This is a genomic window from Paenibacillus sp. NPDC056579 (genome assembly GCF_042793215.1).
GTDB lineage: Bacteria > Bacillota > Bacilli > Paenibacillales > NBRC-103111 > Paenibacillus_S.
This window is the reverse complement of sequence record NZ_JBHTVD010000002.1, coordinates 699841-716452: the sequence shown is the minus strand read 5'-3', so window position 1 is coordinate 716452 and position 16612 is coordinate 699841. Positions and strand designations below refer to the sequence as shown.

Annotated in this window: 5 protein-coding genes; all 5 read right to left on the bottom strand. The window is 42.9% G+C overall.

The annotated features are described in order from the left end of the window. Nucleotides 1-830: 830 nt before the first annotated feature. Complete coding sequence (locus ACFQ88_RS10735) at nt 831-1169, bottom strand: hypothetical protein (protein WP_379454084.1); 339 nt, start codon at nt 1167-1169, stop codon at nt 831-833. Nucleotides 1170-1183: 14 nt separating this feature from the next. Next, nucleotides 1184-10297, bottom strand: coding sequence for an RHS repeat-associated core domain-containing protein (locus tag ACFQ88_RS10730; protein ID WP_379454083.1), 9114 nt, complete (start codon nt 10295-10297; stop codon nt 1184-1186). Nucleotides 10298-10957: 660 nt separating this feature from the next. Continuing rightward, a complete protein-coding gene (locus ACFQ88_RS10725; protein ID WP_379454082.1) occupies nt 10958-11827 on the bottom strand; it encodes a hypothetical protein in 870 nt (289 codons plus the stop codon). A gap of 14 nt (nt 11828-11841) precedes the next feature. Next, nucleotides 11842-12786, bottom strand: coding sequence for a hypothetical protein (locus ACFQ88_RS10720; protein ID WP_379454081.1), 945 nt, complete (start codon nt 12784-12786; stop codon nt 11842-11844). 28 nt (nt 12787-12814) lie between these two features. Next, a complete protein-coding gene (locus tag ACFQ88_RS10715) occupies nt 12815-16588 on the bottom strand; it encodes a fibronectin type III domain-containing protein (protein WP_379454366.1) in 3774 nt (1257 codons plus the stop codon). Between the last annotated feature and the right edge of the window lie 24 nt (nt 16589-16612).

Sequence of the window (16612 nt, the reverse complement as noted above, 5' to 3'; positions counted from 1 at the left end):
TTTATTTGAAGCAATAAGTTATCCATTCGATTTTTCAGGTTCTTTTGCTCCTCTTCTGTTAATTGCTATCCAATAATATCTTCCTTATTAAACAGTAGTAACTCTTTTTTTATCTAGTTTTCCTTCTATCTGCTTTAACCATGTTATAGCATGTTCTCAGTTAGATTAGTATACACGATTATATTTTCACTTAAGTATTTTTAGAATCTCGTTCTAATCGTTGAAATACTTTAGCAACCTATTTCACCCATATATATACTTCCAACGTTGATTTTATCGAAAAATTCATTTAACTTCGTCAGTCAATTCTTCGTAGTACCAACATTACTCTTGGATAATAGTCTAACGGTTATTTTAAACTGCTTAAGTACATGTTCCATACTGTCCTGTTGCTAGGTGGTTAGCCATTCGCACATAACCTTCCCGTAGTGACGAATGATCGGTTTTCTTCTTGCAGCATACACATCGTTGAATCTATCGCTATTATTGTTGCAACGGATTTCGAATACTTTCCTCTATACCCTTCGCCTTTACTATTAAAATAGCGTATTTTGAAGTTGCGATTCAATTAAAAAAAGAAGCAAGAAAACGAAGATAACAAAAAACAGGTCAATCATGGCGGTATCTGGCCATAATCGACCTGTTTGACGTAAACGCTAGTGCGTTAACTAGGATTACTTTTTCAAAACAATCTGTACGTACATCTCAATTCATGAAAACTTCCTATAGGTAGAACAAAGGCTATGTCGGTAATGATGATGTAAAGTTATTCATTTGGCACTGGGTAGCCTTAATCGCATCACTTTTCAATGAAAATGTTTGACGTTATATTATGAATACCACTCATCGTCAGAAAATTCCTCATCATCCTCACTAGGCTTTAAATTGTTTATGTCTATGAATCTTTTTATTTCTGACCTGAGCAACGCCTGATCCTCATTCTTAATCACAAAACCCCTATGATTATTCCAACTCATATCAACCTCTAAATCTATATCCAACTCCCGACACCATTCAATAAAATCATATACGATCATTGTGAAACAAACATTGAATTTATGAATCGAAACCCAAACACCTATACTTCCATCTCCAAAATCCTGTTGACGTAATTTTAAATCTCCACTTAAGAACCATTTAGTATTTTGATGTTGTTTCTCTTCAAACATTAAATTAAATCCTCCTATTGTTTGTATAATCCTGTAAGTACATCCATTGCTGGACTAGTCCTTACACTACTATATATAACTTCATCCCATGAACCATACTTTTCAAAAAGTTGCTTTGGAGTAGGCCCTTCTGGCCTACCATATTGTTGAATATTCCGCTCCTTCATGGCAGCTAGACCTTCATAGTTATTAGAGTCAATATATGATTGTATTCTATCAGAATTACGTTGTTCAACCTTCATCCTCGCAATATCTTCAATTGATATTCCTTCACTTTGAAGTTTAGCAACTTCACTCTCAAGTTTTACTTTCTTTTGCTCCATATTTTGTAGATATTCCATTCTCTTAGTTCTTGCAGAAGCAACTTGTTGTGAATCAGTCCAATCTACCCCAAATTTATCCAATGAGGACCCTTTTTTAGGGGAATATCCATAAACTGCATCTGGATTCGCTTCAATTTCTTTTGCTATTTTAGGGTTACTTAAAGGATCAAATTTTGAGGCACCTTTACCAGTCCCCTCAGTTGAAGCGTTTTTTGTATTAACTGTACTATCCGCTCCTGGTTTTACACGAACTGGAAGTCTTAGACCACCTCGAAACGCACCTTCTTCAAATTGAATTGCTAGTTTGAGACCTTCTTCAAATATTATTCTGTAACCTTCTTTAAAAATCCTTTGCAGTTCATTTCTGGCGTTTTCCGCATTATCAATTGTATTTTCTTTTTCAATATAATGATGTAACGTTGCAAGGTTATATAAATACTGAAAATCATTTTCGTTTAAATAACCCTGGAATGCGGCTTTTCTTGCTTTATTCATCTTTTCATAATTTTCTTTAAACTTATCCCCATTATACCTGGCTTCATATATAGCTACATTGATCATATATTCATCAAATGTATTAGGTATCAATGGTTTGTAATCATTGGTATACTCACCCGAAAATCCTGATGTGATTTCAAATGAGGCTATCTTAACTCGTTTCCCCTCCAACTCTTCTTGTAATTCCTTCACACTCATCGGATGGGTAGAAGTCATACCACTAGAGTCCTGCTCGTCATCCGTACCTTTTAAGAAACGATTACCTATCTCCCCATAAACAGCCGCTTCGGCAAGCTCAATTAATCTTTCCGTTTCTTTACGAATGTACGACTCTTTCCCATTACCCGATGGTCTGTACATACGAGGTTCTATAAAACCCTTCAAACCCGGGCCAGATGAGCTATCTTCCGATTTCGTACCGTCCCATTCAACAGGATCAGCCAAACCCTCATTGTCCATATTAGGGTCAGCAATTACACCATAAACCGAATGTCCGCTCGGATCAATATACTTAATCGGATTGTTATGACCATAAGTATACAAATTCAAGCTTAGAGGACTAGTATCATCTCCCCAGTAGCTATCCTGCGATATGAAGCGACCGAGATGAGGATCATAATATCGTGCTCTCAGGTAATACAGTCCCGTCTCCTCATCCAGATACTCTCCTGCATAGCGAATCGCATTGCCATACTGCTCAATGATTAAAGTTGGACTGCCAAAGATATCATAGTCATACTGATTTTCAACGTCACCTGCGGCGCTCACGGTCTGAACAACATCCCCGTGACCGTTGTACAGATAGTAGGAATGCTTATTCGCACTATCTACTCTGGCGATATAGTTAACGCCGCGAACATAGCGGATAGCTGCGTTACCTGAAGCATCGGTTTCCAGAATCACATGCTGGCGGTCATACAAATAATTCGTGACTTTCTCCACATAGCCTTCCTTAGAGCTTCTAACAACTTTCTTCGTTCTTAGTCCGTCACCATCGTAGGTATAGTCAACGGTAACACGCTCTCCACCTTTGACCTTCTCCATCTGCTTCAATTGATTGAAGCCATCGAACGTACTGTTGACCTTCTCGATCAAAAGGTTCAAATCGTCAGGTACATGATCTCCGTAAAGGTTGCCGCCAGTGACTTGTCTCATGTCCCGGGTATGCGGATGAATGTACCCTACCATTTGTCGAATCTGGTTCCCATTCTCATCATACAAATAGCTGATCGTCTTTTCCAGAAGTTCTTTGCCCGTTTCATCGTACATGACTTCAACGAGCTTCAACAACTCGTTTGTATTGGAGTAAACGTACTCGCTTTTCTTGACCTTGTACTGCACTTCGACTTGACTGTTCGGTTCTTTGTATCCGCTCGGCTGAAGCGAAGTATACGTCTCGTTTAGCGTTTGCCGGTTTCCAGCGTGATCATAGACGTAGAAGGATGTTTTACCCGGAGCCTCTACCTTCGCGATTCGACCTGCCGCATCGTAAATATAGCGGGTCGTGCCGAAGCTGTCGGTTTTACTATCTTGCTGTCCAGCTGCATCGTAGGTGTAGCTGTAGGAAGATATGACATCTCCGTCCGGCTTCTTGTTGGTCAGTGTCACCACTCGGTTGTTTTTATCGAAGGTGTATTCTTCGTTGACACCGCCCTCGTAGGTAATGGTCTTACGGTTTCCATTCTCATCATAGGTGTAGGTCGTCGTATTACCTTGGAACGCGACGGTTTCCATTCGACTGGACTTGTCATAGGTGTAGGTCGTTTGGTTGCCTTTCAAGTCCGTTATGGACTCGACGTTCCCTAGAGCATCATACGTATAAGAAATTTGTGATTTACCGTCTTGACTAATGCTCAGCAGTTGATTTTTCTTATCGTACGCGTAGCTGCTGGTGCCGCTATTGTCTACCATAGACGAGCGGTTGCCAACCTCGTCGTAGGTATAACTGAGCGAATCTCCCGTCTCCTTCACTTGCTTGTTTAGAAGGAGATTGCGACTATCGTATGTATATACGGTATGGTTTCCGATACGATCAATCATGCCAGCTACATTGCCTGCCAGATCATACTGATAGTGGATGGATAGACTAGCCGCATTCGTCGCTTCTTTCATCCACCCCAAAGCGTTATAGCTGTACTGAGTCACTTTCCCTCGGCCATCGGTCATATGAAGCTTGTTTCCTGCGTTGTCATAGCCATAAGTCACTTCCACACCGAGTGGGTCGGTTACCTTGACTAATCGGCCTGCTGCATCATAAGCGTACAAGGTCGATTGATCCAGACCGTTCGTTTCCTTCACTTTCTGGCCTGCAACATTGTACTGGTACTTCCTTATCGATTGCTCGGGATCAGTTTGTTTGACCAATCGGTTTGCCAGATCATACTCATACACCATTCCATATCGCTCATCATCTGAGTTGGCCGATTGATATCCTTTGGCGTCTACTTTCTTCACTACATTGCCGTTCTCATCATACAACTGTAGTTGAATCACCGTGTTATATGGATCTATAGTGATTGTCAAACGGTTTAGTTTGTCATACTGGTACCTCATGCTGAAGCCTTTGGCATTCGTCTCAGCGATCTTATTACCCGCCAGATCATACTCATATGTCAAAGTATGCTGTTCTGCATCGGTGACCGTCTTGATCCTGTTAGCATGATCGTAAGTGTACCGGGTTTCGAAGCCGCGCTCATTGCGCTCCACGATTTTGTTACCGACCTCGTCATAGCCAAATTGTTTATAAATCTCAACACTATTCAGCATGCGGATGACTTTGTCCAAACGGTTCGCAGCATCGTAAGTATAGACGGTGGTATACGCATCTCTATTAGCGGTGTCCGATCTTGGGAAAGCATACGCTCTCGGATCGATTTCCTTTACTTTGTTACCCGCGGCATCGTAAGCATACCCTGTAATGAGTCTGATTTTGTCCGGATATTCCTCGTCCTTCAATTCTATTGCGGAGGCATATCCTGAATTCTCGTCAAAGCTTGCCGCGTCAGCGAGCCGGATCCGTTGAATCAGTCTGTTTTGGCTATCATAAACGAACTTCTCAATATCGTAAGCATCGGTATCTCTCAGCTTCTCCAGCTTAATGACATTCCCGTTCTTATCGTAATGCTTCTTGGTATATCCCCCGCTATTGTCCGTTTCCGTATTCACCAGATTGTTATCATAGTACGTATAGACCGTTTCTCGATAAAAATCTTTGTTAACAGAACTGGCCAGGCTTTTTTTCAGTACGTTCCCCAGCGAATCGTATCCAAACGTTTCTACTGCATAGACCACATTTCCGCTTCCGTCCAGCTCCAAAGGAGTCTTTTTCTGAACAAGTCGGTTCACGGCATCGTATTTCAATAGCGTAGAGCTACCCCGTTTGTCTTTCATAATAACCGGGTTTCCGTTCAGATCGTATTTAGATTCGATTGTATATCCATACGCATCGGTAACCGTTCGTTCTTTTCCGAAGGCATTGTACACATAAGAGGTCGTATTGCCTAATGGATCGGTTTCGGAGGTTTTTCTTCCGAGCTTGTCATACGTATAGGAGAGCTTACCTCCATCTACCATAATAACTGAATCCAGCGTATTGTCCGGATTGTAGACATAGCTTGTTGTATTATTTCTGGCATCCGTTTTGCTTGTTGCATTCCCTAGCACGTCGTACGTATACGCTGTACTGTGACCTAAAGGATCGGTTGATTGCAGCACCCTTCCAAGTCCATCGTACTCATACATAGTCCCTTTGGATGAAGACATTTCGCCGTTGTACTGGACACCATTGACTGTTTTTCTGACCTGGCCCAAGCTGTTGTATTCGATATACTCGAGACCCTGGCCATTCGGTGCTATCGTTGCTGTCCGGCGGTTCAACATGTCATAAACATACATCATGCCGATCATCGTATCCAGCAGGGAGGCTGTGTCCTTTGCTGGGTCGTAATCGTTAGGCGCAATTTGTTTTACTAGGTTCCCCGCTGCATCGTAGACATAACGTGCAGTTGCCATCTCCCCGTCAGCTGCCGGTGACTGCTTCTTTATCAATCGGTTAAGGGCATCGTAGGCATATTGTATAGAGCTACCCTTGCTGTTAATTTCTTCAACCAAATTGCCCTTTAGATCGTAACGATATGCGGTCACGGCTTGTATAGGATCGGTTTTCTTCACCAGCCGGCTATCATAATCGTACTCATACGAAGTGACATGGCCATAAGCATCTTGTGTACTCTTAAGCTTGCCGTTCTTAGTATAGGTACTGTTTATCGTAGCTCTGACCCGATCCGCATACTCGTTATCGTATTGAGCTGAAGCCAGATGCTCGATACTTAGCTCCGCGGTTCTTACAAGCAGTGACTGTTTCACCAGTTGAGACCGAATATCGTACTCGTATCGGATCACATCATAATTGCCGTCTTCCACCTTCTGGAGTTTGGCTGTAACAAGGCCTGCCCGGTCATATGTTTGAATGGTTTCCTTACCGTTAGGACCGGATACTTTCGTCAGCCGGCCGACTTTATCGTAAATATAGTCCGTCTTATCTCCAGCGGACGTTTCCTCAGGCGTACCTCCGGCTAAAGGAGCCTTCTGCATCAGCGTCTCGCTGCTCAATACGCGGTTCGCTTCATCGTACTGCATTTTCGTTATTTTAGAATAAGCAAAGCTTGCATCTGACCGAATATATTCCTTCTTCTGAATCAAGTTACCGGAAGGATCATACACAAAAGCTTTCGTTTGGCCTGCCTGATCGTAGCTTTCCGCTACCTCTCCCTTAGGAGAATATGTAAACGATTCGCTTGTTCCATCAGGATACTCAATACGATAAGGTTTATCGAATACGGATAAGAATGTTTTGTTAATGTTACCGGACCGATCTTTCATGATTTGCAATGCTTTCCCTGTAAGGTCGTAATCATATGTTTCCGTGGAACCGTCAGGAAAGGTCTTTTCTTTGATCAGACCATTCAAATAATACGTGTTGCGAGTCATACTCCCAATCGCATCGACTTCGGAAAGAAGGTTGCCTGCTCCGTCATACGTATACCAGCTGCTTAAGTCATGAGTTCCGTTCTCCGCGTTCAACACTGCGGTTTGAGCAGAAATGTATGTTATTTTCTTGTCATTCATATCGTACTCAAACAAGCTTCCGATGGAAAACTCAGGCTGGCTCGAATTGTATCCTTCGCCGTCAACCAGCTTACGTACGTTGCCTCTTGCGTCGTACTCCCTGTATTCGATCGTTTCTCTGTTGCTTCCGTCGAATACAACAGTTTTTATCAGCCGATTTAATGCGTCATACTCAAACTCTTTGCCCGGGGCTTGTTTCAGGTCTTCGGTTGAGTATCTTGGATCAATTTCTTTCCACTTGTTTCCATTCGCATCATATGCATACCGGGACACACCGCCCAGCGGATCGATTTTGGCAATGATCCTGCCCAACCCGTCCACATGGTAGGAGGTGGTAGCGTCCGCCCCCTGGACGTTTATCGTTTCAGCAAGAAGATTTCCCTTCTTATCATATTGGTACTTTGTTCTTTTTTCGGTTTGATCCCGAACATATGGCTCGACTTTCTCCGTCAGTTTATTTTTATAGTTGTAGGAATACGCGGTCGTATCCCAGCCGGTACCATTAAATACTTGCTCCTTTACTACGTTTCCTGCATAGTCTCGCTCCGTGATCTTGTTGTAGCTGCCATAGACGCTCTCATTGCCGCTGCCATCCTGGACCTTGTACGCACCCGATTCCTCTTTTACCTGGCCTGAGTAATCATAAGCATAGGTATAAATCCGGAATTGGGATTTATCCGCACTGGCGTATTGAATCGTCTGGATCTTATTTCCGTTAGGATTGTAGCTGTTACTTTCGATTGAGGCTCTTGAGTCATCTATTCGGGCAGAACGCTCGATAGCCCGATTCATAGCATCGTACACATACGAGATATCGGAAGCTAAGGAGTCAACCCCGTCAACCACCATTCCTCGTTTGGTGTTCAATATATTTCCTGCCGGATCGTAATGATACGATGTATAGGTATATTCCTTTTCCACTCCTTGCTTATATATTTTTTGAAAAGCTGTTCTTCCTAATACATCATAGTCAATCTCTGTAATCTTGCCTCCTGGCTCCTTTTGATACGTCACCTGGTTTAAGGAGTTGTAGGCTATTTGCGTCTCATTGCCTAGCGCGTCCTTTTTAACGATTAGTCTTCCCGCTGAATCGTAAGTAAATTGAGTGGTTTGATTCTTTGGATCGGTTTCCGCTATCTTATTACCAACGTAGTCATAAGCAAATGTTGTTACATAAAACTGTGCGTTATCGGGTGTCGTTTCCGCTTTGGTCAGCCGATCCAGGATATCGTAATGGAATTTCTGAACATAGCCTTCTTCATCCGTTATCGTTACCAGCAATGGAGTACCCTGATCTCCTTGTGCGTAGTCGACATTTACACGGCCTTTATCCGCCGTACCGTTTTCCCAGAACGACTTATTGACGACTCTATTCTTGCTATCGTATTCATAGCGGATGCTGTGCCCGTTCGAATCCGTTTCCTTAATTTTGCTCCCTTTGGAGTCGTATTCGAATGTTTGGAGCACTATCCCTTGTCCACGATCCATAACCCTGCTTTGCAAAAGATTACCCTGAATATCGTATTCATAAGTAAAGGCAACCCCTGCCGGATCTGTATACTGAATCTTCAAATTGGCATAAGGATTTTCTTCATAACTGTATTGTTTCGTGTAGTTATCCGGCTGCGTAGTCTTAACGACCCTATTTAAAGCATCATACTCATAGGAAGTCTTATTCCCATTAGCATCCGTCTCTGTCAGTCGAATGCCCGTGTTGAAATCATAAGCATAAGTCTTCGCAATCTCGACACCATCGAGCATACTGTATTCCTTGGTCAAGTAAGCGCCATGAACATCGGTGCCGCTGGCATCCGTTCCGTATTCATATTGGGTAACAAACGATTGCTTACCGGAAACGATTTCCTTACGGGTCATGTTTCCGTAGCTATCGTACTGATAATCCGTTACTATATTGCCACTTCCATTGCCAGGAATGACTTTCGTTTCCTTGATAACATTCCCTTTGTCATCGATTGAGAATATCGATTGGCCGGTAGTGTCTTTATCTTGCTTCCATGTTTTCATGGAGACGACATGGTATTTATCATAAGCATAAGAATAGACGACCGTGTGCTCCGTATCGACAGGATAGCCGCTCTCATTCCTTACTGCTTCCGGTCCTGTGTAGTTTGTTAAATTGCCATACTCGTCATAACGATAATTTTCGATCTTTTTCACTGGTTCGCCGGTCGGTTGTCCATTGACCACCTTATACGTAAGGCTTTGTTGTTTTTTAACCAGCTTCATTTCATCCATTTCGTTCGTTATGACTTCCTTGTGATCGCTACCTACTTTTTCAGTTACGACTAATTGTTGAAGCCCATCATATGTATATTTGGATGAGTTCCCTCTTAAATCCGCTACCTCTGTGTAATAACGATATGTATTTCTTAAATACTCTTCCGAGTTTTCTTTGTAATCCTCTGTCCCGAAGCCATCGGCTTCATTGGTATAGGTGTAGTTCGTTTTATCTTTTACATCCGTAATGAACTTGTCCATAAACGCTTTTGGGGCAGGATCAAATCCAGTCTTCACTAATTGCTTTGCTTCAAATATTTTGCGGTACTGCATACTTCCCGTATTCAATCGTTTCGTATAGGTACTGTATCCGTATCGTTTGATTTGATTTGTCTTGGTATAATCGACCTGTACCAAATACTCATAACGATTGAACACCGAATATCCGGTGCCGTTCGTAAATGTGAACCCTAAGTCCGGCTGCTCATACCAATAGTGATACTTCGGCTTACCGTCAATATCGAATACCCGCTGCAATCGGGTACGAAGTACTTGCTTAGCATCATTAACGAGCACGGCGGATTTATCGTATACGATCTGTTTGCTATCGGGGAGATGAACGATGACCTGAAACTTACCGTTAAGATCGCCGGAATCCTGATTGTTCGGATTTTGAGTGCTTTTATAGCTGTCACTCGCGCCATATGTTTCCGTCCCAATAGGTCCAACCTTAAATTCGTGATCTTCTTTATATTCGATCGTTGTTACTCTTCCTACTGTATCCGTTATTTTCGAAAGCAACTTTTTGCTTACTTCTTTACCATTAACCTTGTACGTCAGCTGCAAATATTCAAACTTGATCGTATTATCATATCTGTCGACAATGCCAAGGACTCTCCCGTCCTCAGCGAAGTAAGTCTTCTTGCCGTCTTTACCTGTCATCAGATATTTGGATCTGCCGTCGCTCTGGCCATTGCTGAAATCCGAGTTTTCCTTGACCATCACATCTTTGATCGTCTGTCCTTCCAGCATATAAGTGGCAGGGCCTTCGACCGCGATTTTTTTCAGCCGATATATATCGCCGCTCTCGGTATGCAGGAAGGGATGTCTGGAACCGTCGGCATTTCTCCTGATTTCGATACTGGGAAAAGAAAAACGCATACCTATCCCCAAATTGTATCGATCTTCGTAAAAGGTGGATGTCGCGGATGCCGAGTCCACATAATCGACCCAAGCCCCGTTTACATATTTTACTTTCATCTCTTGAACATTCGATATATTGCTTTTATAAATACGTTTGATCTCCAGATCCAACCCATTTCGGCCCGGAAGTACGTAATCTGTCTGTGTCAGCGACAATTCCCCGCTTTGAGGACTAATGTACTCTTCCGTCTTATTGTTTCTTAAATACACCGGGGATAGCATTGTATCATACTGCTGCTTAGGACCGACAAGGTTATTCAGCTGCTCTTCCAATGTTTCCGCATATACTTGTTGAATTGGAATCAAGATTAAGAACAAGATCATTATCGCTAGCTTACTTAACTGCTTCACAAGTGTACCTCCAGTAAAGGATCAATGCCTAGATGCCTGCCAATTTCTTTATTGACCATATTTATTGCTTAAGGTCTCTGCAAATATAGTCTCTTCCCTCAAACCATTACTATATTGATCTATGATGCCTTGTGGTTGTTGCCCTAATTTATAGGCCAAAACAAAGGCCTCGGCAACCTGATCCTGCGTCAGTTTCCCGGTTTGAGTGTACTTCTGTACCTCATCCGATGTAACCTTTACGCGTGGTAAAACAGAAGCGCTGTATACAAGATTGAGCTGCGCATTTATTTCTTTCCAGCTTTGGCCTTGGTTTTGCAGCCTCATGTTAACTAGCTCCTTGAAGGGCTTCCCTGACTCAAACGCAATTCGATCGGCAAGCATTATATCGTCGGCGGTTATTCCTGAAGTACGCATCAATTGCTCCAGTTCATCCGAATCGAATGCCTGGGGAACAAACGAAGCATGGGCTTTCTTGTACGTTTCAAATATTGACTCCCATGATTGTCCCGATTCTTTCTGGAGAACAAACGACTCGACGTCCTTTGCCATCCCAAAACTATGATACAAATACTCGTAGGCTACCAGAATATCGGATAAACGATGGTTTGCTGCAATAAGTCGTTCCATCTCACTTCTGAACTTCGGATGCACGTCCAAAACCGATAGCAGTTTCTTATAATTCGCTACATTTTGCTCATAGTAAGTCGGGTCCGAGCTTTTGATTTTATCCATTACCTCTTGGGAGATTTCGACATCTGCAGCAATAGGTTGACTCCACATCGTTTCACTTAGCGGCTGTTCCTCTGTAGAACTGGTCGTTGTACTTGCGACTAGTGCATACACGGCAGCACCAGCTTGTAGTACCATGCTGACTATAAATAATCCAAGGATCCACTTGGCAATAGTCTTTTTTCTCATCTTGTTGACTCCTCTTATTGTTGATTCGGATTGATCCGTTTCAACTCATCGTTGATTTGCTCAGTTGGGTTTACCGGTTTCACATCTTTTACGTGAGGAACCGGAACATCAGGTAATGGACGGTTCCCTTCCTTGTCCTGGCCGATTTGCCCATTTGACTGCTGGATTGGGAGATCCTCCCGACCAAGCGCATGATCTGATTTCATTTTATTGAGTACGTCCTGTTCCAGCCCATTTAGTGTAATCAATTGATCATGCATAATCCCTATGCTCTTTTCAGCCTTTTGTTTCAGAAATTGTTCCTTATCGTTAATGTAATCCTCTAATGAGATCCCGATTTGCAGAGATAGCAAGTACTCATCGAGAACCGCTTCAAAGCTGCCAAACTCTTTCTTGAGCTGAAGCATGAAAGAAACAGCTGTTTTCACCTCGAAGCCTTCTACGATCTTCTTATATCCGGCTTGCTTATCGTCTTCTCTCTTATTAGAGGATAGCTCGGCAGAAGGCTTCTCTACTTGTTGGAAGGGAGAGGACTCTGTCATTTCCTTAAGTTGGAATTGGACTCTGTCCGCCATCATACGAGCTTCCATAATCTCTTCATTTGAAAAACCTTGTTCTATCCATTTCTTAATATCCTCTTCAGCAATTCCAGCTCCCGTTAGCAGCTTGCTTCTTTGCTCTTTATCTGCAGACGTATCACGTGATACAGATTTGAGGATCTCTATAATTTCGTTCCAGGACTTTCCTGTGATTCTCAGCTTCATGATTTCTTCAACACTGGCGCCGGTCAAGTTGGAAATATCGGCAGCGACTCGGCCATCCTGCTCAGGTGTTGAATTGGCATGAACCTCCTGTTTATCCTCTTTCCCAAACGGGAAGAGGATAAGCAACTGCACAATCAAAGTTAACGCAATGAGAATTGCGATATGCTTATAAAATCTTTTGAAAAACCGGATCATTTCTTCACCCCGACATGATTTGGTTGTTCTAGTCCACAATTACGTCCAAGGAGGCTTGTCCGTCGATTTTGGATTTGAAAACAAGGGTTGTTACTTCGCCTGACCATGATGTTCCTGGAATGATGTTCTGTTTTACTTTGAATCTTACGTTCCCAGGTGAGTAGATGACCTCCAGATTCGACCCTGGAATGTTTCCTGATCGATTCGTGTCCGGTCGAGGAGTAAAGTTGAATAAATCTACTATTTCTACCTCATTCGGGTTGTAGGTAACAACAAAATCAGACTCACTGAAATCTTGTACGTTAGATGCCAGTAGCGTTAAATTAAAATCTTGTCCGACGATACCATTCACCGTGTACGTTGGACTTGTTGTACTTTTAGATAATGCCGGACTCCATGCGGTTACACTGGTTATATTTCTGGCTCTTACCCTGTATGTATGCATGGTTCCCGGAGCTAACTGACTATGGAGGTAATTGGTATTCAAACCTACATCAATGGTTTTGCCGTCTACTTCAATTTCATATCCATCCGAGGCGTCTACCTTTTTCCAACGAAGCTCGATCGAATTATTAGTCGCAAATGCTTCGAGTTCCGTAGGCGCATCCGGAGGGTCAGGTAAGGTAGATAGAGATAATACCGCAACCCATTCTCCAGTTTGGTTTTCGTTCTTCAGCCTGATTTTGTAAGTATGGAATTCGTTGGCCTTAAGTCCTGTATGGTTGTAAATGGTATTCTTACCGTTATCGAGTAATACACCGTCCACTTCTACTTCGTATTGTGCATCAGGAGCCACCGTATCCCAGGAAACTGTAATCATGCGGTTGGTTACTACGGCTACCATATTGGTTAATGATTGTCCGCTTCCAGAAGAAAGGGTTGTGATAGTAACCGGTTGAGTCCATTCACTATCGCCGCTGATATTTTTGGCTCTCACTCGATACGTATGCTTACTGTCAGAAGTCAAGTTCAGATCGATAAGCTTGTTCCCCTGCACATTCATAATCGTCTGGCCGTCGATTTCCACGTCATAGCTCTCTGCATGTGGGACTAAGTACCACATAACGGTTATCTCCGATTCATCGGAAGTTGCAATAACATTCCCCGGAACAATCGGTTTCTCTGGATGTGTTGTAATGTTCAACGGCTGACTCCAAGGGCTTTTGCCCCCTGCATTCTTGGCCCGAACCCGGTATGTATGACCTGTTAGAGGATCAAGACCCTCATGAATGAATATGGTTGCAGCTCCATTATCGATAATCAGGCCATCTGCTTCCACCTCATAAGCATCCGCCCCTTCCGATCCGCCCCATGTGAGGGTTATATCATGAATCAAAGGTTGCCCAGTAACATGTTCCGGTGTGTTTGGAGGATACGGCAGTGTTTTTTGTAAAACTGGTTCGCTCCACGGACTCTCTCCTCCACTATTTTTGGCCCTGACACGATATGTGTGATCGGTTAAAGGCTGTAATCTCCCATGAATGTATGAAGTCGTGTTGCCTACATTCATGACTGTTCCATCTACTTCTAGCTCGTAAGACGTCGTTCTGGCAGCAATATCCCAAGTGACCCTAATCTCCGTCTGAGTAGGAGTTGTAATCATATTGCCGGGAGTTGGGGGAGGATCGGGAAGCGTGCTTACCGTAATCGGCTGACTCCATCCCCCTGCACCTCCGCTATTTTTTGCACGAACACGATACGTATGCTGTGAGTTCGGAACAAGTCCGGTATGTTCGTATCTATTTTGAACACCAGCATCTAATACCACTCCATCTGCTTCCACGTCATACCCATTGACTCCCTCTAATGCACCCCAACTTAAGGTAACCGATCGTTGGGATACACTCGTTGTCATGTTGGTTAGTGCACCAGGCAATGTCATCGTCCCAACGGGGGCACTCCACGACGTTGTTTCATTCGCTCCATTCAATGCTCTAGCTTCAAATGTATAGTTCGTATTTGAAACGAGCCCGGTTACTTGTACCGACCTATTAGCCACAGTTATCCATTCAGGATTATTCGTTAATGTTCCACTTTGACTAACATATTGTCCATTTGCCACGATTTGATATTTAGTTTGGATCGGGTTGTTGTCTCTTAAGGTAATTGTCAATGCTGTTTCTTGTGAATTGTTCAGGCTAAGGGCTGGAATCTGTGCTTTGGTATATACTTTGGTATCTCTAACAGCCATTTGCCCTAATCTGTCTCTAGCCTCGAATTTCACAACGTACTCTGTGTTGGGCGTGAGGTTACCTTTTGTATAAGAACCGCTGCCCATCCATACACTGGCATCACTTCCTACTGTGAATCGGTAAGGACTGGTATCCAATCCCGCGCCTGAATCGGATGCAGAACCATATAATTGTACCGCCGTGTCCGTTGAAGTGACTGAAAAGCTATCTATACCTGGTGGTGACTTATCAACCGTAATACCAATGGTTCGCTCAACTGGCCCGTTCCCATCGTTAACCGTAAATCTTAGCAAATGCTGTCCTTCCGATACATCCCAAACGTTTAACCCACTTAAATTCACCTGTTGTGTAGTAGCGGTATTGGAAATCACCCTGCTGTCTCTTGGCGACGATTCTGAATCAAGGTAATAAGATACGGTTAACGTGTCTCCTTCCGGATCCCTCACTTTAACAGAAGGAATCAATGGGGAATTACCTGTACCCACAATTTGATTAGAGGTTGGGGATACTATTTGTATTCCAGGCGTGCCTGCTTTTCTTAAATAATTAATGTTATAAGTTGAAATGAATTGGTATTGCGGTATAGACGCATATGAAACCTGACCTGTTTGCGGGTCTGTTATTCTTAGTGTTCCTCCGCCATCCTCTATATACCATTTTCCCGCGTAGTTAAATTTGTTACCCAACGCTTTGGCAATTTCCGAATCATACGGAATCGTCGATCTCGTTGCTGTCCATGTTGTCGGATCAATAACATATTTATATTTGGGAGAATAATAGTAATTACTATCTCTATAATAGATGGTGTATGGTTCAGGCGAGTCGTAAAACCCAACTACATTTATTTCATAGTCCTTAAGAAGGGCGGGATATCCCCGGACCACCCAGTTCCATCTTAATCCGAACAAGTCTATGTATATCCCCCCTGATGTATCCATTCCATAATAGAATACGTCATCTTCAATTAAGCTCACTGAACTGTCACTCAGCTTTATTCGCCATAACTGCTGGTCATCGGTCCCGCCCTTGTCGTACATAAAATATACGTCGTTCTTATATCCCGCTTTAAAGCCATAGAAAGTGCGATTCTGTCTTTCGGGTGGACCAATGAAGCTTAATGTATCTTTTTCCGGGTCATACTGCCCAATACGCACATCATAGTCCTCCGATCCAATATCCTTTACATATTCAAAATACATTTTATTATCCACACCAAATGTGTAGTCGTCATAATTAGGGCTGTACATACTATCGTAAAACGTAAGATTCCGTGTTTTTAGTTCCTTAGTAACCGTGTCATACATCCATAGCCTTTTATCTCCAGGAATTTGAGGTTTAATAAATATTTTATTGTTAGAACCGAGCCAAATACGGCCTTCCATCGAGCTTACATCGAGAATCACTTCCGTTTGCCTTGTATCCGGGTTATATCTCGCCAGCTCTTTTCGGGAAGAGGTAGACCCCACAAAGTAATAGGAGCTATCAACCTCTATGGATTCTGATTCCGCATGAACCTTACTTGGCATTAGTTCGTTATAGAAGCTTAATACCATCAGCATAATCATGGCTAAAATAACTTTGCTTGTTCTTATAAGGACAAGAGATCCCATCTGCTTCACCTTGGTTTCCTTTCT